This window comes from Paludibaculum fermentans (assembly GCF_015277775.1).
GTDB classification, from domain to species: domain Bacteria; phylum Acidobacteriota; class Terriglobia; order Bryobacterales; family Bryobacteraceae; genus Paludibaculum; species Paludibaculum fermentans.
The window spans coordinates 797651-823114 of the sequence record NZ_CP063849.1 but is presented as its reverse complement, the minus strand read 5'-3'; the positions used below and the strand labels follow the sequence as shown (position 1 = coordinate 823114).

Genomic DNA, 25464 nt, shown 5'->3' with positions numbered 1-25464 from the left:
AGAAACCTGGCGGAACTGGACGTGCCGGCACACCGCGGCCCCTCACCCAAGCGAAGGACGATCAACACCCTCTTTGCAGGCCTACCGTCCGCCAGGTGGGCGCAGGCTCTGACTTCGATAAGGGAATCGCCGGTCGAGTTCCGCCCAATCCATCTCCAGCCCCAGGCCGGGCTTGTCCGGCAGCGTCACCTGGCCATTCCTGGCAACTGGAAATGTCCCGCGCGTGATGCCGCTGAACGTGGACTCCATACCGGCGTCCCACTCCTGCATCAGGAAGCTGCGCACACCCGCCATCGATTGCAGGGAGGCCACATGCGCGATAGGGCCGTAGTACATGTGCGGCGCCATCTCCGCGCCATAAACTTCACCCAGCGAGGCGATCTTGCGGATCTCCGTGATCCCGCCGCAGTGGATCACGTCCGGCTGCAGGATCCTCGCACCCTTGGCATCCAGCAAGTGCTTGAACTCGTAGCGGGACACAAGCCCTTCCCCGCCCGCCAGCGCCACCGGACTCTTCGCCGCAATCTCGCCCAGCGCCTGCGGCATCTCGCGCCAGGTTGGCTCTTCGATGAACAAGGGACGAAACGGACCCACCGCGTTCGCGAAGTCGATTGCGGAACGCACCGTAAACGTCTCCCACATCTCCAGCCCGATCTCGAGATCCGGGCCCCCGCCCTTTCTAACCGCTTCCACTTCCGCCACCAGGCGGCGCAAGCGCTCCGCTTCCGTCCCACCCTTGGGCAAGACCCACTTGAGACACGTCCACCCGGCCGCGCGCGTTTGGGCCGCCAGTTCCGCCAGGCGCTCCGGAGTGCGTGGCTCCAACCCCTGGCTCCAATGGCTGTAATAGACGCGCATGGGTTTGGGACTCGATGATCCCAGCAGCCGCCAGACCGGCTCCCCCAGGCGTTTGCCGGCGATGTCCCACAGGGCGATGTCGACAGCCGCCAGCGCCGTCATCAGAACGGAGCCGTCACGGTAACGCGAGAATTCGTAGTAGTTCCGGTTCCAATGATCCTCGATCCCGGCGGGGTCCTTGCCCGTGAGGAAAGGCGTGAACCATTCGATCGCCTTCTCGACAATCTCAACTCGACCCGAGATCGAGCCCTCACCCAACCCGGTGATACCCGCATCGGTTTCCATTTCGAGAAACAGGTAGTCGCGGTTCTGGATGGAGTGTTTTCTCGTCGTGAGCTTGCGGATCGCGAGCTTGCCGGAGGCGGCGAACAGCGCGCCGGCCAGCAGGTCTCTCCGGCGGAGCAGGGGGCCAAGCATACAGCGGATTGTATCCAACGTGCTTCTTGCGGGTGCGCCGTGTTTGCGATAAGGCGGCCCTCGTCACAGAATGATTGCATGGTCTTCCACCGCTACAGCCGCTTTCTCGCCACGACGCTCTCGATCTGCGCGCTGAGTTATGCCCAATCCGCTGCCCCGCGCTACTTCAGCGTGCCCGGGGCAGATGCACCGGAACTGGCCCGGAGGGGCGCACACTCCGTCGGCGTGCGGACGCTGGAACTGGTCCACTCCGGACAGGTGGATATCCTCAAGTTTGACAGGGAGTCAGGCAAGGCGCCCACCTACGACCGCCCCCTCACGGTGGAGATCTGGTACCCGGCCACCATCCCGGCCGGCCAACAGGAGCAGACTTCTTATCAAAGCGCCCTGCCCGGCAATGCCCCGGCCGGCACGCCGAAGACCTTCGAAATCGCGGGCAAAGCCTTGCGGGACGCTCCTGCCGAGCAGGGTCAGGCTTTTCCGCTGGTGGTCGTCTCCCATGGGTACCCGGGGTCCCGAACATTCCTCAGCTACCTCACTGAGAACCTGGCGTCGAAAGGGTACGTCGTCGCTGCGATCGATCACACCGATTCCGTCTTTGGCGCGGTGAAAGGCTTTCAGAGCACGTTGCTCAATCGCTCCCTCGACCAGTTATTCACGGTGGAGGCCCTCGCCAAGCTGGCCGGCGCGTCGGACAACTTCCTGCACGGCCTGCTCGACGCCTCGCGAGTCGCCATCGTCGGCTACTCGATGGGCGGGTACGGAGCCCTGGCGAGCGGCGGGGCAGGTTATAGCGCAGCCAGTGCCATCGCGCGAATGGTACCAGGTGGCTACTTCAACAAGTTGCTCGCCGGCAGTCCTGAGTTCGAGGGCCTCCACCGCGAGAACCTGAAAGCGATTGTCGCGATTGCCCCCTGGGGCGGGCAACCCCCGCAGAATGCCTGGGACAAAGCCGGGCTGGCTGGCATTCGTGTCCCCTCGCTATTCATCGACGGCGACCAGGATGACATCTCGGACTATGCGGCCGGAGTGAAGCCGGCCTTTGAAGGGGCAGTCCACTCCGACCGTTGGATGCTGGTCTACGAGAATGCCCGGCACAACGTGGGCGGGAATCCGCCTCCGCCCGAGGCTCTTGCCGAGTTCAGCACCCAGGAGAGCTTCGACGAGCCGGTCTGGCGCAAGGATCGCATCGCCGCCATCAATCAACACTTCATCACCGCGTTCCTGGATCTCCAGTTGAAGGGTGACGAAAGCCGCCGCGCTTACCTCGATGTGCCGGTGGTCCGGTCCAACGATGGAGCCTGGCCTCTGGCCCGCGGCGAACGGCCAGGCGCTGCCTACAATCAAGGCACGGGTAAGGACGGCCAGACGTATTGGAAGGGGTTCCAGCGGCGTTGGGCCCTCGGCCTCCAACTGCATCACCTGACACCCGCCGCCAAGCCCTGAACCTCGGGCTGCATCCCCGGCACTCCGCTGCCCGCCTTTGAGAGAGAATCTATCGCAGAGGGCCAGCGCCCTCGCATCACCCTCCGAAGGCGAACGGCAGAACTATGAACCGATCCTTGTTGATCCATCCGCTCCGGACGAAGCATGTCACCGGCTTCTGTGTACTGCTGTGCGCTCTGGCGGGCACGGTGTGGGCCGCGCCCGGTATCTCGATCAAGGTCGACCCGGCAGCGGGTGGTCCCGGCCGGTTCGCTGAGGCGGAGATCCGCCGCACGGCGGCCGAGCGCGGGGTCCCCGTCGCCGCCGCTGGTGCCCCCGCGCCGGCCGGAACAACGGTGATCACGCTCGCCGTGGCTGCCGGCGCCGAGGCTCAAAGCTACGAGATACAGGTGCGGCGTCAAGATGGAAGGGCCACGATCCACGTACGCGGCGCCGACCCGGCCGGAGCAATGTACGGAGGGCTCGATGTCGCAGAGGCGATTCATACCTCGACGCTCGACATGATGAAGGACTCCAGCCACAAGCCCCACATCGCCCAGCGCGGCATCAAGTTCAACATCCCCCTGGATGTGCGGACACCCAGTTATTCAGACCCCTCCGACGCGGCGCAGGCGAACATCCCCGAGATGTGGAGCATCGAGTTCTGGCGCGAGTTCTTCGACGACATGGCGCGCCACCGCTACAACGTCATCTCGCTCTGGAACCTCCACCCCTTCCCCAGTCTCGTAAAGGTCCCCGAATTTCCCCATGTGGCGCTGGATGATGTCTGGCGCACCACTGCCAAACTGGACGAGAAGTTCGATAACGCAGGGAATGACTTTGTGCGGCCGGAGATGCTGGCGAAGCACGAGGTAGTGAAGAAGCTGTCCATTCAGGAGAAGATCCGGTTCTGGCGCGAGGTAATGCAACTGGCCAGGGACCGGGGCATCGACGTGTACTTCTTCACCTGGAATATCTTCCTCCATGGGGCCGAGGGCAAAGATGGCATCACCTCCGACAAGGGCGCTCCGCGCACAATCGAGTATTTCCGTGCCAGCGTCCGCGAGACGATCAGGACTTATCCGTTGCTCGCCGGCATCGGCATCACAGCCGGCGAGAGCATGCCCATGAGCATCGGAGGCATGAGCAAGGAGCAATGGCTCTGGACGACTTACGGCGAAGGAATTCGCGACGCGCTGAAGGACAACCCTCAACGCAAATTCCGTTTGATCCACCGCTTCCACATGACGGGGCTGACCGAGATTCAGGAGACGTTCAAAGAACTGCCGTGCACCCTGGACCTGAGCTTCAAGTACGCCATTGCGCACATGTACTCAGTGCCCCGGCCCACGATGATCGATCCGTTGCTGCCGTTGCTCTCGCCCCAACTGCGAAGCTGGCTCACCGTCCGCAATGACGACATTTACAGCTTCCGCTGGGCCGACCTCGACTACGCGCGCGCCTTCATCAAGGCGATGCCCGGACCCGACAAGATCGCGGGCTTCTACATGGGCCCGGACGGCTACATCTGGGGCCGGGACTTCCTGAGCAAAGACGCGTCGTCGCCCCGCCAGACCGTGATGCACAAACAGTGGCTCTCCTTCGCGATGTGGGGCCGTCTCGCCTTCGAGCCGGATTTGCCGGAGGCCACCTTCTCCCGGCTCATCGCCGCCCGTTTCCCTGGAGCCGATGTGGCCACGCTGACAGAGGCCTGGGCAAATGCATCGAAGACATTTCCGTACATCACCAGGTTCTTCTGGGGCGACATCGACCTGAAGTGGTTTCCCGAGGCGAGCCGAAGGAAGGCCGGCTACTACAACGTCCGCCACTTCATCGAAGGCGGCACCATGCCAGGCGCGGGCGTCCTGAACATCATCGAGTGGAGGAACGGCCTGCTGTCCCGGAAGATGCCCGGCGGAGTGACACCGCTGGAAATCGCTTCCACCCTGGCGAAGAATGCCACTCAGGCGCTGCTGGCCCTGCCGCGGTTGAGACGTGGCGGAGTGGCTGCCATCGGCAACGGAAAAGAGTACGCAGCCACGCTCGACGACATGGAAGCCATGGCGCACCTGGGCCTGTACTACGCCGAGAAGATCAACGGCGCGTGCGAACTGGCTGTGTTCGACAAGACAGGCGAGGCCGCGAGGCAGGCGGCTGCGGCGCAACACCTCACCGCTGCCCTGGAGCATTGGAAGCACTACTCGGCCGCCTATACCCGGCAGTATGTTCAACCGGTGCTCTATAACCGCAGCGGTTGGGTGGACATCCCGAAGCTGACGGAAGAGGTGGCCGCGGATGTGCAAATGGCCCGGGATTGGAAGCCCGGCACGATCGACGAGGCAGCGATCCAGCGGTCAGGCACGGAGGCCGGATTCAAGAAGTAGCGCACCCGGCTGCCTGAGTGTGCGCCGGTGTGGAGGCCATCCCTTACACTCGAATTAGATGCTCAACCAGGGCTATCCGTGCACCACAATCATCGGCAGCAAACACCATGGGCAAATGCTGCTCCTGCACCTGGCCAGCCTCTACCCCCACTCCACTGCGCAAGCCTGGCAGCAGAGGCTGAACAACGGCGAAGTCACCCTCAACGGAGTCACGGCCCTCGGCAGCGAATCGCTCGCGGCGGGCCAAACCCTGGTCTGGAATCGTCCACCCTGGATCGAACCGGACGCCCCCTGCCACTTCGAAGTCCTGTGGGAAGACCCCTACCTGTTGGCCGTCAACAAGCCCAGCGGGCTGCCTACCCTGCCCGGCGGCGGCTTCATGGAAAACACCCTGCTGCGCCTGGTGCAGAAGCAAAGCCCTACCGCCAACCCGGTCCACCGGTTAGGCCGAGCCACCAGCGGCATTGTCCTCTTCGCAAAGACGCCGCAAGCAGCCGCATATCTCAATGCAAACTGGAACACATCCAGGGTTCAGAAGATCTACCGGGCGCTGGCTCAAAACGCCGCACAGCAGGACGTCTACGAAATCCTCACGCCCATCGGCCTCGTGCCGCATCCGCGCATCGGTTCCGTGTGGGCGGCCAACCCAGGAGGCAAACCGTCAAAGTCATTGGCCAAGGTGATCGCCCGCACCGCCAGCGCCACGATGTTTGAGGTCACCCTGTACTCGGGCCGTCCCCATCAAATCAGGATCCATCTGGCCTCCATCGGCCATCCCCTGGTGGGTGATCCCCTGTACGGTCCCACCGGCCAGCCGCTGGAGAACCTCCCCGGCCTCCCCGGCGACGGAGGCTACTTCCTGCACGCCCAGTATCTGAACCTCCGCCACCCCATCAGCGGAGAACCAATCAATCTGGAGGCAGCCCTGCCGTCCGGGTTCTCATTGGATCAGTAGGTGCACGGCCGGAGTCCAGTCGCGAGCCCATCTTCCCAGGAAGCCGAACGACGCCCAAGCCCGGCCGTGGACGCGTTTCGAACTCTGGTGGTCTGCCCTCCACCGGAGGTCGGGGCCGCCTTACGGAAGATTCGAGCATTTGCGACGGCGGGATCCAAACGCTAACCTCATTTCACATTCGCTGCGATCCACTGGTGAAGTTTCGCGGCGATTTCGGCGCTGTTCTTTTCCAACATCATCATGTGCCCGTTGCCGCGAATTCCGACATCCGTCAAACGCAGATGGGTATTCCTCACCCCTGCTTGGCTTAGATATCTTGCGGTGCAGTGATCGTAAGCGGCGTGGTAGGAAGCCTCGGACGTCACGATCAGCACCGGAATGTCCTTCAGATTCGGCAACTGGCGCGGCGGATCGGCCTGTTTCCAGCAAGTCGCGAGCCCAGGGCCGTCCGGCCCCGCATCACGCACGACTTTCAGGTCGCTGGCCCCAGTCGCCGGTGGATCATACGTAAGAGGAAAATCCGTCAACCCCCAGGCACGAGCTTTCCCGTCCACTCCCGTCAAAACGTCTTCAAAGGGCGGTCCCGATGGTTCCACTGCCACGATCCCTTTCACCAGCTTTGGTCTGGCATCCGCCAGCGGCCAGCCGAACAGTCCCGCCTGCGAATGCGTCAGAATGACAGCGGGCCCGATTCGATCCAGGAGAGCTGTGCTGGCAGCCTGCATCATGGGCTCGGTCTCGGCGTTGCTGGCGACATATTCGACCTGAGTCGCGTAAAAGGCGTCGAAGATCGGATCGCCCTTTTGGCCCTTGCCCGGACCGGAGCCCGGCCACTGCGTATGTTTCTTCGCCTGCGGCCAATTACCGTTGACCTCAGGCGCGGTGAATCGCTGCGCGACCATTGCGGGAGACATGGCCGTAAGCATGGGGTTGGTCGACGAATGCCAAGCCGAACGTCCGCGGGCAGGTTGATCCACCATGTAGACCACATAGCCCTCGGAGAGGAAGTAATCGGCCCACCCCGCGCGGCCATCCGGCGTACCCATCCAGTTAGTAGCCGTCTGCCCTGCACCGTGAATCAAGACCAGCGGGTACCTGCGCCTTATCTTTACCGGGCGCAGGACCTCGACATACATCTGGCCCGTCATCACCTCGCCGGCGCCTGCCCCGCGGTATCGCCCGCCGATGTAGAAGAATTCGCGCTGCGCGATGGACTGTTTTTGGGCAGGATCGGCGGCAAGGGCAGGGATCAAGGAAGAGACGAGACCTGCGAGTACCAGCGTGAGCCTCAGTTTCATTTACATCCGAGCATAGCTTTCCGTCAGCCACGCGCGCATCCATGGGCTCAGAGAATTAGGGCGCCTATCCCAAAACCGAGTGCCCGAAGCATTGACGCTCGTTATGAAGAGCTTCTATGGCATGAAGAAGTGATGAGTTGGCTCCCCGACATGGATTCGAACCACGATTCACGGCTCCAAAGGCCGCTGTCCTACCATTAGACGATCGGGGAGCAGGGTGGCAGTGACTACCGCCACTACTGTTAGTTTAGCCTATCTCGGCTAGCTGAGCAGCAACTCCAAGTCCTCACGCGTCAGGTTCTTGAGTAAGCTGTTGTCCTCGCTCAGGATCGCATCGGCCAGGTCGCGTTTGCTCTTCTGCAACTCGAGCACCTTCTCCTCCACCGTGCCCTTCGCAATCAGGCGGTAAGCGAACACCTGGCGCGTTTGGCCGATGCGGTGCGCGCGATCCACGGCCTGGGCCTCCACCGCCGGATTCCACCACGGATCCAGCAAAAACACATACTCGGCCGCGGTCAGATTCAGCCCCAGTCCGCCGGCCTTCAGGCTGATCAGGAACAACCCGCATTCCGGATCATTCTGGAAGTTCTCGACCCGCGCCTGCCGGTCGCGCGTCGCTCCATCCAGGTACTCATAGCGGATCCCCAGCTTGTCCAAACGCGCCCGGACGATCGCCAGCAGGCTGGTGAACTGCGAGAACACCAGCGCCTTGTGACCTTCATCGCGCAGCTCCTCAAGCTGATCGATCAATAGATCGATCTTCGCGCTCGGCTCATTCGACCTGCGCGGATCCAGCAAACCGGGATGGCAAGCCGCCTGCCTCAGCCGCAGCAAAGCCTCCAGGACGTGCATCTTCGAGCGCCCCAGTCCGCGCGCAGTCACCCTCTGCAGGAGAGACTCGCGGTAGTGCGCCCGCAACTCTTCATATTGCCGCCGCTGCGCCGGTTCCAACTCGCAGTAGACGGTCTGCTCCGTCTTGTCCGGCAACTCGCGGGCCACCTGCTTCTTCGTCCTGCGCAGGATGAAGGGACGCAGCGCCTGCGACAGCAGCCGCCGGGCTTCGTCACTCGGATTGCGCGCCAGGCCGCCGGCCATCTGCAGCACCTTCGCCTCGCCGAGCATGCCGGGATTCAGGAACTCAAACAGGCTCCACAATTCGCCCAGGTGATTCTCAACCGGCGTACCGCTCAGCGCCAACCGGTGCCGGCCGCGCAGCAGCCGGACGGCCTTGGCCGACGCCGTGGACGCGTTCTTGATCGCCTGCGCTTCATCCAGCACCAGATAGTCGAACTCGATCTCCGCCAAACGGGGTGCATCCCGCAGGACGGTCCCATAGGTAGTCAGGACCAGATCGTATTCCAGGATCTCCGCCGCGTCGCGGGCCAATCCGCTGTACTCCAACACCCGCAGCTGGGGAGTAAACCGGGCCGCTTCCTGCCGCCAGTTGAAGATCACTGACCGCGGCGCCACCACCATCGACGGTCCATGTCCTTCGGCCCGCCTCTGCTCCAGCGCAGCCAGGACCTGTGGCGTTTTGCCGACACCCATGTCGTCTGCCAGGCACCCGCCAAACCCGTAATCCCGCAGGAACGCCATCCACCCGAGCCCCACCCGCTGGTAGTCCCTTAACTGCCCGACGAACCCGGCCGGTTGCTCCATCGGGTCAACACCCCGGAAGCTGGTCATGCGTTCCCGGATGCCCTGGAACTGCTGGTCGAACTGGACCGCCGGCTGCGCCGCCAGCAGCGCATCCAGCAACATCGCCTGATTCATCCGGAACCGCAGGTGGTCTTCCTGCTTCTGCCCCAGCCCGGCCAACGGCCCGAACTGTTGCAGCCACTTCTCCGGCAGCAGGCCGAACGTCCCGTCGCCGAGCTGGATCATTCCATCGCCGCGCCGCAGCGCCGCCAGCAGCGCCGGCAGTTGCACCGTCGTATCGCCATAGTCGACCGACCCGTGCAGTTCGAACCAATCAATGCCCGACCGGACATCCACACGGACCTCGCCCGCTCTCCGGAATGCCTTACCTTCCGCTTCCACGTGCCACGACGCCTGCACCAGTTCGCGCACCACCTTGGGCATTGCCTTCGTCGCCAGGCGCCAGGCGCCCCGGCCGTCGCTGGGCGGCCGCAGGCCCAGGCTGCGCAGCATGCCCCGGGCTTCTTCTTCCAGGCCTTGATCCCGCAGGAAAAACACCCGCTCCTCAGGCAGCCAGAAGCCGCGGCCGGCCGAAGCTTCCTCTTTCCAGCCGAAACCGTACTCAAAGATCAGCCGCGACTGGAAGTACTCCTCACCCCACATTTCGCGCTTCTGGGAGATCCGCAAGCCGACCCGTGGCGAACCGCTGCGTTCCTCGAACCGAAGCGCCTCATCCAGATCCAGATGCGGCAGTACGGGACTCGCCAGCAGCCGCTCCATCACCGTGTCCCGCTCCCGGTCAGGGAACGGAATCCGTTTGAATTCACGCAGTTGCGACATCCAGGGGTGCGATTCCGGCTGCTCCAGGCGGGCTACCCGGCCTTGCGCGAACAGGAACCCCGCGCCGGACATCAGGGTGGGCTCTTCCAATTCCATGCGCTCGTCGCCGCGCCGCAGGGAGCCTTCGATGCCCCATTGATCGTGGTCGTCCTGCCGGATCTCCAGCCAGAACTGCCACGGGGCGCCGTCATCCCAGACCGCCGGAGACAGATCCCCCACCGCCCCCACGCCACGCACCAACAGGCGTCCGGTGCCCGCCATCAGCGGAACCAGGCGCTGCGCCAGTGCGGCCGGCAAGGCACGCCGCCGCTGCGAACCCAGCGCCGGAGCGTACATCATGTACGTCTCCTGCGCCCCCATCAGTGACGCCAGCACTTCCACATCCACCGGATCCGGTAGCGAGGCCACCTGCTGCGCGCTGATGCGGAAGTCCTTCAGCGTCGTCCACTCGCCGTTCTTCTTCCTGCTGCGGAAGTAGATATCCAGCACGATCGCGCCAGCCGATTGCGAGGCCGAACTCTCCACAACGTATTGAATCTCAAAGTCCACCGGCAGTTCCGGGCCGTCCACGCGCCGACCTTGAAACTGCCTCTCGATGGAGCCCAACTGCTCGCTCCATAGGGGCAGTTGCGGAGCCGGAGGGGCGAACGGCGGCGTGGTGCCCGGAACCGATTGCGGAGGATCATCCCGCAATTGGAGTGAACGCGCTTCCGCCGCCTCAGCCAGCGATCCGCGATCATCGGCCGCCATCACCGCGGCCCAAACGTGCTTGCAAGGCCCTTCATCGATGAAATAAGGGCAGTTACACTCCACGTACAACCGGTTCAGGTCGTAACGCAGGGTCACTCGATACGGCCGCGAACCCTGGACATCCGCGATCAGATGCCGCGGACTGGCCTGGCGGACAGTCACCGCACCACCCGCGAAGAGATCCTGGCCTCGGAATTGAACTCGCCGGTCAAACTGATAGGCGAGTTTAGAAGAGATCGTCATTGAAGAGGAGGTAATCTTTCATTTTAGCGGTCTCCCCCTCTCCAATGCTGAAGGGAACGAAAATGAGTTTTCGATCTACTTCGTCTTCACGGGGTCCGGAGGCCGGCTGGGCAGCTTTTTGCCCCCCTGCTGGATCCGCTTCATCACCTCGTCGATGGCCCGCTCCAACTGCGGATCATGCCCTGCTATCACGGATTTCGGGTCATTTTCCACCGTGATATCCGGCTCCACGCCAACCCCTTCAATGATCCATTCACCCTTCGTATTGGCGAATCCGAACTCCGGCACGTTCACGACGCCGCCGTCGACCAGATTCCCGTGATTGGTGATGCCAACCACGCCGCCCCAACTGCGCTTCCCGATCAGTGGACCCAGTTTCGCCTCACGGAACATGGCCGGGAAGATATCGCCGTCCGAGGCGGATGTCTCGTTTAACAGACACACCATGGGGCCAATCATCACTCCGTCCGGGTAGGTGGTGGGCTCATCCGAATTGCGCGAGAATCCGGTCGCCAGCATCTGGCGCCTCAGCCGCTCAATCAGCATGCGGGAGACATTGCCTCCGCCATTGCCGCGGTCGTCGATCACCAACCCGTCCTTGCGCGTCTGGCCGTAGTACCACTTGATGAACTCGCGGATGCCCTCGGCGCCCATATTGGGGACGTGAAGGTAGCCCACCCGCCCGTTCGTGGCCTTGTCCACCCTGGCCCGATTGGCTTCGATCATCTCCAGGTAGATCAGGTCCGTCTCGCTATCCAAAGGCTGGAACGTGATCTCCCTTGAACCATTCATCTCGGGCTTGCTGTTCACCGTGAACCGGACCGCCTTCCCGGCCTTGCCCCGCAGCAACCGGTAAGGATCTTCGTTGGCCTTCAGTTCCTCGCCGTCCACCGCCAGCACGTAGTCGCCGGCCTTCACGTCCACTCCGACCTCGGTCAGAGGCGACCGGTAGACCGCTTCCTCGTTCTGGCCGGCGAAGATCCGGGCGAGCTTGTAGCGTCCGGATGCTTCCTCCAACTCGAAGCGGGCGCCAGGCAGCGCCACACGCGGACGCTCCGGCCGGTCCCAGGTCCCGCCGTCGATGTAGGCGTGGCCCGAGTTCAACTCCGCGATCATCTCTCCGATGATGTAGTTCAGATCGGAACGGTGGCCGACATACTCCAGCATCGGTGCGTACTGTTGGCGGAGCGCCTCCCAGTCGTAGCCGTTCATGTTCTTCGCATAGAAGAAGTCGCGGTAGCGCCGCCAGACCTCGTTGAAGATCTGGGCCCACTCCTGCGACGGGATCCGCTCGAGCTTCAGATCCGCTGTCGACACGGCTTTCTTGGAGTCGCGGCCCTTGGGGTTCACATCGTACAGGGAGAAACCGCCGCCCTGCCGTACCAGCATCTTCGATCCGTCAGCCGACGTCGCGTAGCCGCCGGCGCCCTCGACCAGGCTCGATTCCTTGCGTTCCTTCAGCGCGAAGATCTGGATGGACGGCGGCGTCTCGCTTTCCCGGCCATAGTAAGGGTTCCCCGCCTTTTCATAGACCAGGTGGCCCTTAACTGCGGTTAATGATCCGTAATTGGCCGCCGGCACGGGCACACGCACCACCCGGGCGCTGATGCCATCGAAGTCGATGCGAATGGGCTTCTTCTCTTCCGGCTTCTTGTCGTCAGCCTTCTTCTCGTCTGCCTTCTTGTCGTCCTGGAGCTGCACCGAGTCGTCTTCCGGCGCAAAGGGGTTCTTCACATCCTTCCGCAGGGCCAAGCCGTAGATCAGGGTGTTGCGCGCCGTTGCGTAGTTGAACTCGGAGGCGCTGATGATGGGCGCGTACTCACGATCGCTCAAATACCAGAGGTAATTGCCTTCCGGATCCCACGCGGGGGAGTACTCGTTAAACATCTCACCTGTCACCTGATGCGCTTTGTTCTCGCCGGCGCTCCAGATCCAGATCGAGCGGAACCCGTTCGTATCGTCCAGGCTGTAAGCGATATAGGCGCTATCCGGCGACCAGACGTACTCTTGCATGGAGCCGCGCCGGTCGCGCGCAACTTCAATTACGGACTTGTCCGACAAGGTCAGGACGAACAACTTCCCATCCTTGTCACTGAAGGCAATCTTCTTCGCGTCCGGCGACCACGTGGGCCGGTAGCGCATCGCGCGTCCACCCGTCGTGAGTTGCTCCGGTTGACCGGAACCATCCTGGTTGATCACCCATAGCTCTTCCTCCCCCGTGCGGTCGCTGATGTAGACAATCCGCCGGCCGTCCGGAGACCATTCCGCCGCTTTGTCGTGCGCATTCGAGCTGTGCGTGAGGTTGCGGACCACGCCCTTCTCAATGGGGGCGGTAAAGATATCTCCATGCGCCACAAACAGCGCGCGCTCGCCTTTGGGGCTGAGGTCCCAACCCTCCACCTGCCCGCCGACATTCACGGTCGAAGGCCGCGAGGCGACTCCGTCCGTCGGAACATCGATGGAAATCTTCTTCGACTGCCCGTTCTTCGCTTCCAGCACCTGGAGTTCGCCGTTCAACTCGTAGACAATGCGGCCCTGGCGATCGGCGCTGGCCCAGCGCGCGTCCCACTTGGTGGAGTTCGTCAGTTCCTTCACCTTTTTGGAACCCGGATCGTATTCGTAAATGTTGAAGGTGCCCGTACGGTCAGAAGAGAAGTAGACCTTGGAACCGATCCACATCGGCTCACGTTCGGTCCGCGGCGAATTGGCGATTGCCTCTACGTCGTTGGTCTTCAGGTCGTAGATGTAGAGATCCTGTTGCCAGCCGCCCTGATAGCGTTTCCAGGTGCGGAAATCGCGGAACAAGGGAGAATACAGAACTTTCTGCCCATCGGGCGACATGACGCCCGGGCCTGATTTCGGCATCGGCAGCGCCTTGGCTGGACCACCGGCCGCCGGCACGGTGTACAACCTGGAATCCGCCACCGCCCAGGAATCGCGTACTGACCGGAAGAGGATCGACTTCCCGTCCGGGGTCCAACCATAGACCTGATTGTCATAGCCCCAGCGGGCGGGTAGGGGTCCGCGCGCCGGATAGTAGGTCAACTGCTTCGGCACCCCACCCGTCGAGGGCATCACGTAGACCTGCTCGTCGCCGTCATACTGCCCCGTGAAAGCGATCCATTTCCCGTCCGGAGAGAACTTGGCAAATAGCTCCATCCCGGGATGGGCCGTCAACCGAGTCGCCGTGCCGCCGGAGGCAGACGCCGTCCAGATATCACCGGCATAAGTAAACGCGACTCTGTCGCCATGAATGTCAGGAAACCGCAATAGCTTGGTCTGGCCAAAGGCTAACGAAGCGGTCAGGAGAAGAAGACAAATCTGCCTCATACACCTCGAATCCTAGCATGCGGAGGGTGATTGCCCCTGTAAACTCCAGAAGGGCTTGACCCGACTACAGCTTCACACTTCACAATGGGGTCGTGAGGTGACCTGGAGTCATGAATATTACGGAACTCGGCCGCAGGCACGGGCTGTCCCGATCCACCCTGCTGTATTACGACCGGATTGGCCTGCTCACCCCGACCGGCCGCCAGTTGAACGGCTACCGCCGGTACACGGCCGGCGACGAGCAGCGCCTGGCCCAGATCTGCCTTTACCGCCAGACTGGGCTGCCGCTCTCAGAGATTCGCAAAGTCATCGACAAGCCCCGCAAGGACCTCTCCGCCTCGCTGGAGCGCCAACTCCAGCACCTTGCCACCGAGATCGAATCGCTGCGCAATCGCCAGCGCATCATTGTCGGCCTGCTGCAGAACCGCCGCCTGCTGGAACGCGTCAATATCATGAACCGCGAGACTTGGACCAAACTGCTGCGCGCTTCCGGCTTCACCGACACCGACCTGCACCGCTGGCACCAGGACTTCGAACGAATGGACCCGGACTACCACCAGCGTTTCCTCGAATTTCTGTGTATTCCGGAAGACGAGATCGCCTCCATCCGCAACTGGTCGCGCGAAGCCATAAAATAGCAGCCATGCTGCGCCGCAATTTCCTGAAGGCGGCCGTCGAGCTCAAAGCACTGCTCGACCGCCTGCAGAAGGAGTACGGAGACCAGCCCTGTCCGGCCTGAGCGGACTCAGGTATTCGCCCAGACAGGATCCTTGACGCCGGCCAGGGTCCTCGCGCCTCCGTCTTCCAGGTCGAGCACCACCACCTCGTTCACGCCGCGCTTCAGGAACTGTTTGGGGCAATACAACGTCTGCTGCGGCCCGATTTTCCAGCGCCGGCCCAGGCAATGGCTGTTCACCCAGACGTAGCCCTTGCCCCAGCCCTGTGTGTCGAGGTAGGTATCGGCCGCGGCGGCCAGCGCGAACGTCCCGCGCCAGAACGCAGGAGCCGCCTCGGCTCGTTTGGCAAACGCCAGCTTCCGCAGCTTCCCGATCTGGTAAGGACTCATGCTCCAGCCATGCAGCTCCTCGCCATTGAGGGTGACCGCACCCAGGATGCCCTTGCGATCCTCCATCAGCTTCAGGCCGAAGTTGATGCGGCCCATGTTCTCCACCAGGATTCGCAACGGTTCCCCTGCGTGCAATTCCACCGCCAGCGAGTCCTGCTCCAGACGGCGGTCCAACCGCCCGAGAACCCGAGTGCCCTGCATCACGACTGCATAATCGTGCAGTCCTTCCACACGCAGCTTGCCGGCACCTGCGGCGGTGATGGGCGTCTCATAGAGAACGAACCCATAGTCCAGACCGATCGACTCGAACGTCTGGGGTTTATCTGCCGTCAGTACCGGCTGCATCTCCGGGAGCAGCGGCGCCGACTCCTTCAGCTCAAATCGCGGGATCTCAATCATCGGCAGCGGCGCCGGCAGCTCCGGAATTACTTCGCCCGGCAGCAGGTGTTTCTCGATCACCGCGCGGTAGGCCGCGAACTTCTTCGCCGGGCGCCCCGCCTCATCGATGGGTGAATCGTAGTCGTAGCTCGTGATATCCGGCTGATAGACCTTGTCGAAGTTCGCACCGGCCATGGGACCGAATGAAGTCCCACCGTGCACCATGTAGAGGTTGAACGAAATGTTCCGCTCCAGCATCCAGTTCAGGCCATCCAGGTGAACCTTGTTGTCCCCCGTGTGATGCTGTTCACCCCAGTGATCGAACCAGCCCACCCAATATTCGCCGCACATCAGCGGCACGCCTTTGCGGAACTTGGCGAAGTTCGCAAACTCCTCGCGCGGGTCTCCGCCGAAGTTCACGACCGACAGCAGGTCCGGTAGGGTCCCGCCGCTCAGCATGTAATCCAGAGAGCCGTCCGAGGTGTAAAGGGTGATCTCCAGGCCGCCGTCCACCAGCATCTTCCGGATCGCGTTCAGGTACTCTTTGTCTTTTCCGAACGAGCCGTACTCGTTCTCCACCTGTGCCAGGATCACCGGTCCACCGCGCGTGATCTGCAGGGGGGCCACTTCCTTCACCAGCCGCTTCAGATACCGGCCGGCCGGCTCCAGGAAGCGCGGATCGGTCGTGCGCACCTTGATGTCCGGATCCTTGAAGAGCCACGAAGGGTAGCCGCCGAACTCCCACTCAGCACAGCTATAGGGACCCGGGCGCACAATCACCCACAGCCCTTCCTCCTGCGCCGTGCGGATGAACGCCGCGATGTCCAGATTGCCGGTAAAATCGAACTCGCCCGGGCGGGGCTCGTGCAGGTTCCAGAAGGAGTACATGCAGAGGGTGTTCAGCCCCATGGCGCGCATCTTCCGCATGCGGTCGCGCCAGTACTCTCGGGGCACGCGCGCATAGTGCATCTCGCCGGACCGGATCACCCACGGCTTGCCGTTCAGAACGAAACGGTCGCCTTCGACCCCAAATGTTGGTCGTGCCGGAGCACCCATCAATGGCCGTGCCGCCGCGGCAGCCAGAACACCCAAAGCATCTCGCCGGTTCATGCTATCCAGCCTACCGCCCCAGACACCTGCTTCACTTGGAACTCAGGCCCCGGCCGCTCACCAGGTAAACCGCAAAGCTGCCCAGCCAATGGCCGCCTTCATAGTGTTCACCCGTGATGCTGGCCAGCCCCGCCTGTTTGAGCCGGCCCGAGAGGGCGCTGAGCGGCTTGCGGCGCGGATCCGCCGCCGGCAGCCGCGACACAATGCCCTCCAGCATCCAGGCCCGGCTCAAATTCAGGCCGGCCAGATGCCACATCTTCCCGTCGGTCACGTCGGTGACGACGGTAGGTTCCATCTCGATCCGCGGCAGGAAGGCGGTCAGCCAGGCAGCGAACTCTCGCGCCGGCAGGATTCTGCGCACGACATCGGCCTCCGCCAGGCATGGCGATAGAAAATCCTCGCCCGAAGGTTCATACGCTACCGGACACGCCTTGTCCTTCAGGTAATACTCGCGGGCCCGTGACTCCACCAGGCGCCCAAACTCCGAGTTTCCAGTCACCCGGGCGTAGTCAATCATCAGTCCCAACGAGAACGCCGTGTTATTGTGCTCGCCTGTCCGGATCGGCCAGGCCAGTTTGGGCAGCCACGAACCCAGCTTCACCGTGGCAGCCTGTTCCAGCGGCTTCAGATTGGCGGCCCAGCGCCGGGCGTCCGGATCATCCCATTCATGCAGCTCCGCCGCCAATTGCAGCAGCCAGGCCAGCCCGTAGGGCCGCTCAAACGTCCCGCGCCCTGGGGCGTTCAGATACCGCACCTCCTGCGCGATGTTCTCCGGAGTCAGGCTTTGCCCCACAGCCATTCGAGCCTGGGCCGCAAACCCGGCTCGCGGGAACTGCCGCGCCAGCCGCACCAGCAGCCAGTGTCCGTGTACGCAGGAGTGCCAATCGAAACAGCCATAAAAGGCGGGCGTCAGTTCACGAGGAGGCTTTACATCCGCATCGGAACTCAAGGAGTGTGCGATCTTATTCGGATACTCGGAGTGGACGCAGTCCAGGGCCAGTTTCGCGAACCTCCCGGCAGCCGCGGCATCAAACACAGTCTCAGCCATCAACCCTCCGGCCAGCCAAATCCCAAGCAGCAGTATCCGCATGTTCTCCCAGAATAGCGGGTGGGAAGAGGGTTCCATCGAGGGGTGCTAAGGAATGACCATCACCTGGGTCCGCCAGAATGCAGCCTTCCTCCCGTCGGGGTGGAGCACGGTCGTCTGGCAGGTGTACTCGCCCGGCTCCAGCCGGTCAATGGCAAAGCGAAGTTTCAGCGGGATTGTATTCAGCCTGTTGTTCAGCCCTTCCGAAGCTCGCATCAGCGGGGTCTCAAAGACCTTTGACGGCCCGCGATAGAACGTCACGAATGCCATCACAGGTTGTGGCTCACTGGCCCCTTGCTGGTAGGCCTGCAGGTAAACGAACATCTCCCGGCTCCGCGAGAATACACGAGTGACGCTGGGAATGAGCTTTTCCCCGCCCTGCACCAGCGGGCTGAACGTCTGCGCGGCGCTCTTGCCTACACTGTAGAGGGCCTCCTCCAGCGGAACCGACTGGTTACTGAGCACAACAGAGCTGATGGGCAGCCGCACGTCCTCCTTGTTCAGGTTGGGGATTACGAAAGTCGTCAAATAGGTGCCGATTCGCCCCGTCTCCGCGTCACGCGCCAGGAACTTCAACGTGTACTGGCCGGGCAGCAGGGTGAAGCCGGTATCGTAGGCGATGGCGCGCCGCGAGAGCTCGGTAGCGGTCGCTCCGCTCAATTTGATGTCGACCTTGTCGCGCACATTCGCCACCGTGGTGGATCCCTCCTTGATCTCCCCAATGAAGTCGATCGCTGTGTGCTCCGCCCCGCGCCGTTTGGCGAGGGCCAGTTCGCTACCCGGGATCTTCACGGCGATGGGCACGAAATACTCCGCCCGATTCAGTTGGAAGTAGTTCACCTCCATGGCAATTGTGAGCTCCGTAATCGGGTCCCCCAGCAGGAGGGCATCCTCCAGTTGGCGTTCCTTGTCAGCGGCGGTGAACCGGCCGAATTGCTTACCGGCGTAGTAGCCCTTGCGGTAGTCGAGGCTCGCCTGCAGTCCGCCGTTCAGGGTGATCTTCACGCGGCGAAACCTGCCGTCCAGCGCCTCGTTTGAGGTGTAGTAGCCAATCAGGTAGTAGCTGGATCCGGCGCTCTGGGCTTCCGTGATGCCGCGTGTCAGGTCGTTGTAGTCGAGCAACGCTTTGCCGCCGGTGTCCGCCGCCAGGGCATACAGTGTGTCCTGCGATCCCTCGAAGCTTGAGGTGATCGCCGCCGCCGTGGTGCCGCTGTACACACCAATCCCGCCGGGAGAACCGTGGGCGGCATCTCCCAGTGGAGCCTGTGCGGCAAGCCCCCGGGCATCCACCGGCCAAAAGCTCACTCCGGCACGAATCGCCGCGTTCAGTGTGGCCCGCAACTGCGCCTGGTTATCCACGCCATTCAGGCGCAGCCCGCTGGCGAAGTAGATGAGCGCCTTCTTCTCGCTCAAACGGCCCAGCATGGCGGCCGCGGTCTGCAGAGCGGATAACTGCCGGTCTGTATTGAACAGATTGAACTCGCTGTCATCCTGCCCGAAAGCGGCGCCGGTATCCGAGGCTCCTGGCTGGGCCGCCACAGCCCACTCTTCTTCCCCGACGATCAACGTCTGCAGGGTGGTGAGCAGGTGGTCGCGATCGGCTGTGAAGTCCTCCAATACCTGGACAGCTCCGCCTGAATACATCATGACGGCCAACAGGTCGGAAGAGGTCATTTTCGTGCGGACGAACCGCTGAGCCGCCTGCAGGGCGCGGATCTGGTCTGGCGCCGGCATCGCTGTCGTGTCGAAATACAGTACCAGCAGGCGCCGGTCACGATACCGGACCTCACCGGGCCGCTCTGCTGCAATCTGGGTGCGTGTCAGCCGCGGCACGACGCTGGCGCGAACTGAGAGCTCCGCCGGCTCACCCTGCCCCTCCTCCGGCAGCTTCTGATACTCGGCGAAGGCGATTCTCTGCGGCTTGCCATCCTCGAGCACGGTAAAGTCTTTGGCGGTGAGATTCTCGATCGAGCGTCCCTTTCCATCGCGAACCGTCACTGTTTCCACCACCAACTGTGTCGAGGTCCTGAACGTAGGAGTCTCGTCGACAGGCGGCTGGGCGCTGGAGGCAGACACAATCAGAAGCGCGAGGATCAAAGGACGAAGCATTTGCTAAAACCTCAGTCGCACCACGGTCTGCAGGGTCCGCATCGGATCCGCAGTATTGGCCAATCCGAACTGTGAGCTGGTTACCGTCGTAACCCAACTGGGAAACACCGGGTGATTCAAGGCGTTGAAGGCGTCGACACGGACGTCCAGGCTCCAGCGGTCGCCGAAAGGAAAATTCCGGTTGACCGCCGCATTCAGGGTGAACTGGGATGGACCGGAGATGGTGTTTCGCCCGGCGTTGCCCCAATGCCCGGCGGCAGGCGCAGCATAGGCAGCGGGATTCAACGCGAGGCCCGGTGGAGCATCGTACAGGGCTAATCCCGTGTAATCAGGCCGGACACTGCCCGTGACCCCGGTACCGTCAACCACAGTGAAGTACACGGGCGTCAGGGGCAGTCCGCTGCCCGCCGTCAACTGGGTGCTGACCGTCCATTCCTTCACCAGCCTCGCCTTCCTGCCCCCGGATAGCGCACCGCCCCGTAAGCCCATGCCGGTTGTGTACTGCACCGAGCCGCTCAGGATGTGGCGTTGATCGAAATTGGAGAGCGCCCTTTCCGCCCGCAAATCCAGCCAGTTCTGGGCAATCAGTGCGCCGGACTGATTCCGCCCGCCCAGGGAAGCATTGTCGATCGACTTCGAGAAAGTGTACTGCGCGGAGGCCGTGAACCCACTCCGCAATCTGCGGCGCAAATCGACAGACGCGGCATGCCGGATCGAGTTCCCGTTCGACATGAGGTATGTGAATCCACGCGGGCAGGCCGCACATGGGTCGGCCGCACCCGTGGGCACGGTGTTGGGCAGAATCTGCTGTTGCGCCCGAGTCCCCTTTCCACCCTGATAGGCCGCGATGACGACAAGACTGCCCGGCAGGTCCCTCTGCACCGAGAGGTTCCAGTTCTGCGCATACCCCGTGCGCAGATCGGGATCGACCGCATAGGAATTCCGCGCCGACGCGGCTGCGGAGCTGAACGCATTCGCCAGATTGAGCGGGTTCTCACGGCGGTTGGCGACCTGGAAACTGATGGAGAGCGGAGGCTGTTGCGCCATCTGCGTCGCCATCGCCTGGTAGATCGACGTATCGAAGTACACGCCATACCCGCCGCGCACGACCATGGAGGATGCCGCCAGGGGCCGCCAGGCAAAGCCCAATCGCGGAGCAAGATTATTCCGGTCTGGCCGGATGAGCGAACCAGGCAGCCGCTGTCCCGTCAATGGACCGGTAGGCTCGGTGGCGACCACCGGAGCCGCCGCACCGAGGCCCGGTAAAATGTCGAGATTCACCAGGCGGCCGTATCGTTCAACGGCCGGGCCACTGTACTCCCAGCGCGCGCCCAGGCTGAGTGAAAGCCTGGGGTTCAGTCTCCAATCGTCAGTGAAGTAGACCGCCGCGGTTGGCGCACGCAGGTACTTGTCCGCATTGCCTCGCGCAAGCGCGATGGTGTCGGGGATCCCCAAAAGGAAACCAGCAAGATCCGATCCGGTCCCGGGCAAGGCAGAGCCATTCACCATCTGCTGCGTCGCGGCGCCCGTAAACGCGAGCGTCCCGCGTGGATTCTCCTGCGCCAGCAGGTTGAATTGCTGGCGCCGCCAGAGTCCGCCGAAAGCCAGGCTGTGCGCCGCCCGGTTTCTGCCGAAGTCCACTGACACGCCGGCGGTCCTGTTTCGCGTCAGCCCATTCTGGGCATCCGTGAGCGCAGCCAAGCCGCTGGAAAACGTGAGCGTGGGCGGCCCCCAGTTTGCCGTCGACTGATCGTTGCCCGCGATGCCGGCCTCACCGGAGACGTTTCGCCGCCCAGCGAAGTGCGGCTGGACTCCCGTATCCAGACGGCTGTACTGAGCACCCGCGACCACCCGAAAGACCGGCGAGAACGAGTGTGCCCAGTTGATGGCGGCGCTCATCCCCACTAAGTTCGTCTTGTCCAGGAAACCGGTCAGGCTGGACGCGTCGGTTCGGGTGCTTGCATAGTCGTAGCTCCCGAACAACTGGTCTCTCTGACGGATCCGCTGCTGGAAGCGCGCCTGCAGATTGTCGTCATGAGTCTCCACGGCAAGGGGCGCCTGATAGTTGTATCGCCCGGCGTTCGGGAAGTTCGGCAGCGGATAAAGCGCCAGCAGGGACTCGGCCTGGGGGCTGAGCCGGTTCGCTGGAATACGCTGCCCCGGGAACGGCGCGCCACTCAACGGGTCGAAGAAGGGCTTCGAAAGCTGCGAGAGATCGCCCATGCGCTCCGCCGCTGTGGGCACGAGTCCACTCTGCGCGGTGACAGTGGAGCTGCGTAACCACTGGTAGTTCAAGGTCAGGTTTGGCCCGTTGTGGGGCAATAGGCGCGGGATCTTCAACGGGCCCCCGAACGACAGCATTGCCTGTGTACGGGTGTAGTCCGGCTTGGGCGCGCCCTGCCCCGTCAACGAGTAGGGCCTCGCATCCAACGCCGCATTGCCCAGGGTGAAGCCCAGATTCGCGTTGTACTGTGATCCCGGTCCCCGGCGCTGATTGCCGAAAGACGGAGCCTGGCCGAACGGCGAGCTCGCGCCGTTGTTGGCCGATCCATTCACAAGGAACCCATACGCGGCGCGGCGGCGGAGTTCCGCTGCATCCGTGCTCTCAAATGCCCCACTGGCGTCAGGCTGCGCGGCACCGGTCTGGGCGCTTCCGCCAGCTGCGGTGAGCTCCGTCCTCTGGAAGGGTGCCTGGGTGGTGGACGGCTTCCCCTGAGACGCTTTGCCTCGCGGCACAGCCACCGGAACCGACGCCGGGACGGTCGCGGAGTTTGAGCGCGGGTCACTCTTCGTGGGCATCGACGCCAGGGGAAGCATCTCCAACACCCATTCCCGCACGGCCACACTGCCAGGGACCCTTCCGGCTGCCTCCACTGTGGCGAAACCCGGCATCTCCACTCTGAACAGGTATTCACCCTCGGCCAGGTTCGTCAGCTCGTAGGTTCCATCCGCACCGGTCGCAACGGTGGCGGATCGGCCGTCCAGCAGGACCGTGACGCTGGCTCCAGGCACAGGCTGGCCATTGAACTTTACGATGCCCCGCTGCCCGGCCGCGAGCATCGCCGCCAGGAAGAGGGGGATCAGCGCGCACACCCTTGGCATTGTGTGGATCTTCATAGATAGGCCCGCCCCAAAATGTCCGGGTGGTGGCTAGTTTTCCGACGGCTTCTCTGCCCGGTCGATCACGACGATCTCCCCGGGTCCTTTGGTCGACTCCAGTTTCAACCCCAATTGCTCCTGCAACGCCGTGAAGAGGGAAGGACCTGTCGGGTCAGGAGCCGCCGCCGTAGCGGCCTTGTCTGCTGGGCCCGGCCCACGTGGCCCCCCTTCCATCTCACGATCCGGGGTCCACTCCAGTTCGAAATTGAAGCGGCCGGCCAGCCCGGTCCGATCGATCACCGGACGGCTCAGCAGTCGCGACAGGTGGTTGGCCAGTGAGTCGAGCCCCATATTCTGTCCGATCAATCGCCCGGGATTCCCCCGCATCTGCTGCTTGTTGCCTTCTGCGCCGTCAGCGGCCTTCAGCTTCGCGCCGCCCTTCACCGTCACCAACGAGTAAACCGGCATCTCTTTCGTCGTCCGATGGATCGTCAGTTGGAACCGCTCGGCCAGCAGGGACCGTGTCCGCTGCCGGACCAGGACTTCCAGGGACTTCTGCTGTGCAAAGTTCAGCTGCTCCAGATCAATGGCCTCGGCCGATCGCGGCGCTTTCGCTACAATGTCGAACCCACGATCGTTCAGCCAGTCCGGCCCGCCGGAGATCTGGAACGGTTGAACTTCGTAGGCAAATTCAATCAACTGCCTCAATCGGACATTCTGGCAGCGCAACCCGCCGCCCGGCAGCAGGCCCAGGCGAATGCCGCGTGAAGCGGGATCGGTAGGTTTGATCGAGGCAACTTCAAAGGACCCTGCGTCATTTCCTGGCTGTGCGAAGCTCGCGGGAACGCTCAGCGCGCCCACCAGCAGGGGGCCGGCGACGGCAGCCACGCCAGCGACACCCAGCATCAGCTTTCGGGCCAGGCTCAGCCGGTGCGCTCTACGGTAGGTCATGATCGCCTCCACCCGCTTCTTCAGGTCCGCCCCCGTCACACCGGAAGCGCACGCCAACGGCGACTCCAGGTAGTGCCGGCAGACGTTGAGAAGGCCCGCCGCATAGACTTCCGGCTCACTACCCGTCGACAGCACTTCGGCGTCGCAGCAGTTTTCCCGCTCCTGCACCAGGCGTGCTCCAATCCACCACACCAGGGGATGGAACCAGAAAATGGTCTCCACCAGCATGTGCAGGGCGGCTGTGAGGTTATCGCGCCGCCTGACGTGGCAGAACTCATGCTCAAGAATCGACTGCAGTTGCGCGGGCGCCAGCCGCTCTCCGATGCCTTCAGGCAGCAACAGGACGGGCCGCAGAATTCCAAACACGCCGGGCTCCAGCCGGGCAGGAGAAGACAGAATCGGAACCGGACCCGCAATAGGCACGGGGGAAGCCGACGCCAACGCCAATCGAATGCTGCGCCAGCGGAACCAACGCTGGCTGAGAACGCACACAGCGCCCAGTATCCATAAGCATATGAGCAAGGTCTCCGGATTCCAGGCGTCCCGGCCAGGAGTGGATACACTCACGGCGCTCATGAACGGCAGGGCCTCAAACGGCTGGCCAATCTGCCGGATGGCCGACGAAACCGGGGCGGCCACCGGAGGAGCCTCGGTCCAGTGAAGCCTGCTCCCGGCGCCCACCAATAGTGAGAAGGGCATCAGGAATTTCAGTGAAGCGGCCAGCCACACACCGTACCGCAACTGAGGCCGGTTGCGCCGAAGCGTGACCGCAGCCGCCCAGGCTGCAGCAGCGAAAACAGTCGATTGCCACAGGTGATTGGCAACCGGAGACAGCTCTCCCAGCATCATTTCGCCTTTTCCTTTCCAGCCAGCTTCCGCAGCAACCCTTCCGCTTCCGCCACATCTTCCAACGTCAGCTTGCCCGTCTCCACCAGATGAGCCATCAGGGGCTGCGACCTGCCTCCGAACAGACTCAACAGCTCATCGATCAACTTGCCTTGTGCGGCATCGCGGGCGATCACTGCCTCGAAGATGTGCGCGTTGCTGATCTTCTTGACCCGCCGTAGCGCCTTCTTTGTCTCCAATCGGTAAACCGTCGTCTGGATCGTGGTGTAGGCCGGGCGGCCATCATCGGGAAAGGCCTCCTGGATCTCGCGGATCGACAGGGAGCCCCTGTTCCAGAGAGCCTCCATGATTTGAAGTTCCAGTTTCGTCAGCTTGGGGAGTGCCATGGTGATCTACTATGCCTGTTTGTGATTCTACTATGGCTGTGTTTCACTGACAATACCCTTTGATCTTTTTACATTCGGAGACCAATGCGGACTCTTCGTGACCGCCTGTTGCCACCTGACCACATAGCGTTACCCCCCTCGGCCACAGTGAGAGACCGGCTACCCCCTTGAGACCAATCAACCCGCAGGGGATCGAAAGCTCAACGGGTTGGCACTCTTCGTGCATGTCTTGGGATAGCCATGACTCCGATGACGATCACAGGCCGCAGCAGCAGTCCGTCCGCTGTCACCAAT

The 25464-nt window shown here is 62.8% G+C and carries 14 protein-coding genes and 1 tRNA gene; 4 read left to right on the top strand and 11 right to left on the bottom strand.

The window, feature by feature from the left end:
• Positions 1 to 81: 81 nt before the first annotated feature.
• On the bottom strand, positions 82 to 1275 hold the full coding sequence (locus IRI77_RS03305) for a mandelate racemase/muconate lactonizing enzyme family protein (protein ID WP_194450662.1): 1194 nt from the start codon (positions 1273 to 1275) through the stop codon (positions 82 to 84).
• A gap of 78 nt (positions 1276 to 1353) precedes the next feature.
• Here IRI77_RS03305 and IRI77_RS03300 point away from each other — a divergent pair, with 78 nt between their 5' ends.
• From IRI77_RS03300 to IRI77_RS03290, 3 genes are all read left to right on the top strand, one after another.
• Positions 1354 to 2721 carry an alpha/beta hydrolase family protein gene (locus IRI77_RS03300; protein WP_194450661.1) on the top strand — a complete coding sequence of 456 codons (1368 nt, stop codon included), beginning with the start codon at positions 1354 to 1356 and terminating at the stop codon, positions 2719 to 2721.
• A gap of 104 nt (positions 2722 to 2825) precedes the next feature.
• On the top strand, positions 2826 to 5084 hold the full coding sequence (locus tag IRI77_RS03295; protein ID WP_194450660.1) for a carbohydrate-binding family 6 protein: 2259 nt from the start codon (positions 2826 to 2828) through the stop codon (positions 5082 to 5084).
• Between the two features lie 58 nt (positions 5085 to 5142).
• Positions 5143 to 6039 carry an RluA family pseudouridine synthase gene (locus IRI77_RS03290; protein WP_194450659.1) on the top strand — a complete coding sequence of 299 codons (897 nt, stop codon included), beginning with the start codon at positions 5143 to 5145 and terminating at the stop codon, positions 6037 to 6039.
• A gap of 167 nt (positions 6040 to 6206) precedes the next feature.
• Here IRI77_RS03290 and IRI77_RS03285 read toward each other — a convergent pair whose 3' ends face one another.
• From IRI77_RS03285 to IRI77_RS03270, 4 genes are all read right to left on the bottom strand, one after another.
• The gene (locus tag IRI77_RS03285) at positions 6207 to 7337 is read right to left on the bottom strand and encodes an alpha/beta hydrolase (RefSeq protein WP_194450658.1); all 1131 of its coding nucleotides are present in this window, start codon (positions 7335 to 7337) and stop codon (positions 6207 to 6209) included.
• Positions 7338 to 7475: 138 nt separating this feature from the next.
• Positions 7476 to 7549, bottom strand: a tRNA-Gln gene (locus tag IRI77_RS03280).
• A 49-nt stretch (positions 7550 to 7598) separates the two neighbouring features.
• Positions 7599 to 10808: a DEAD/DEAH box helicase gene (locus IRI77_RS03275; protein WP_194450657.1), complete on the bottom strand. Its 3210-nt coding sequence runs from the start codon at positions 10806 to 10808 to the stop codon at positions 7599 to 7601.
• A gap of 75 nt (positions 10809 to 10883) precedes the next feature.
• Positions 10884 to 14138 carry a S41 family peptidase gene (locus IRI77_RS03270; protein ID WP_194450656.1) on the bottom strand — a complete coding sequence of 1085 codons (3255 nt, stop codon included), beginning with the start codon at positions 14136 to 14138 and terminating at the stop codon, positions 10884 to 10886.
• Between the two features lie 110 nt (positions 14139 to 14248).
• Between IRI77_RS03270 and IRI77_RS03265 the strand changes: the two genes are divergently transcribed.
• Positions 14249 to 14776 carry a MerR family transcriptional regulator gene (locus tag IRI77_RS03265; protein ID WP_194450655.1) on the top strand — a complete coding sequence of 176 codons (528 nt, stop codon included), beginning with the start codon at positions 14249 to 14251 and terminating at the stop codon, positions 14774 to 14776.
• Positions 14777 to 14883: 107 nt separating this feature from the next.
• Here the strand turns inward: IRI77_RS03265 and IRI77_RS03260 are convergent, their stop codons facing one another.
• From IRI77_RS03260 to IRI77_RS03235, 6 genes are read right to left on the bottom strand one after another with little or no spacing between them, the layout of a single operon-like run.
• Positions 14884 to 16692: a glycoside hydrolase family 35 protein gene (locus tag IRI77_RS03260; protein ID WP_194450654.1), complete on the bottom strand. Its 1809-nt coding sequence runs from the start codon at positions 16690 to 16692 to the stop codon at positions 14884 to 14886.
• Positions 16693 to 16723: 31 nt separating this feature from the next.
• Positions 16724 to 17782, bottom strand: coding sequence for a DUF2891 domain-containing protein (locus IRI77_RS03255; protein WP_228486575.1), 1059 nt, complete (start codon positions 17780 to 17782; stop codon positions 16724 to 16726).
• A gap of 45 nt (positions 17783 to 17827) precedes the next feature.
• Positions 17828 to 19888 carry a VWA domain-containing protein gene (locus IRI77_RS03250; RefSeq protein WP_194450653.1) on the bottom strand — a complete coding sequence of 687 codons (2061 nt, stop codon included), beginning with the start codon at positions 19886 to 19888 and terminating at the stop codon, positions 17828 to 17830.
• 3 nt (positions 19889 to 19891) lie between these two features.
• A complete protein-coding gene (locus IRI77_RS03245) occupies positions 19892 to 23005 on the bottom strand; it encodes a TonB-dependent receptor (RefSeq protein ID WP_194450652.1) in 3114 nt (1037 codons plus the stop codon).
• Between the two features lie 33 nt (positions 23006 to 23038).
• On the bottom strand, positions 23039 to 24787 hold the full coding sequence (locus IRI77_RS03240) for a M56 and DUF3738 domain-containing protein (protein WP_194450651.1): 1749 nt from the start codon (positions 24785 to 24787) through the stop codon (positions 23039 to 23041).
• Positions 24784 to 25170 carry a BlaI/MecI/CopY family transcriptional regulator gene (locus IRI77_RS03235; protein WP_194450650.1) on the bottom strand — a complete coding sequence of 129 codons (387 nt, stop codon included), beginning with the start codon at positions 25168 to 25170 and terminating at the stop codon, positions 24784 to 24786. The genes IRI77_RS03240 and IRI77_RS03235 overlap by 4 nt, the downstream gene beginning before the upstream one ends.
• Positions 25171 to 25464: the final 294 nt, after the last annotated feature.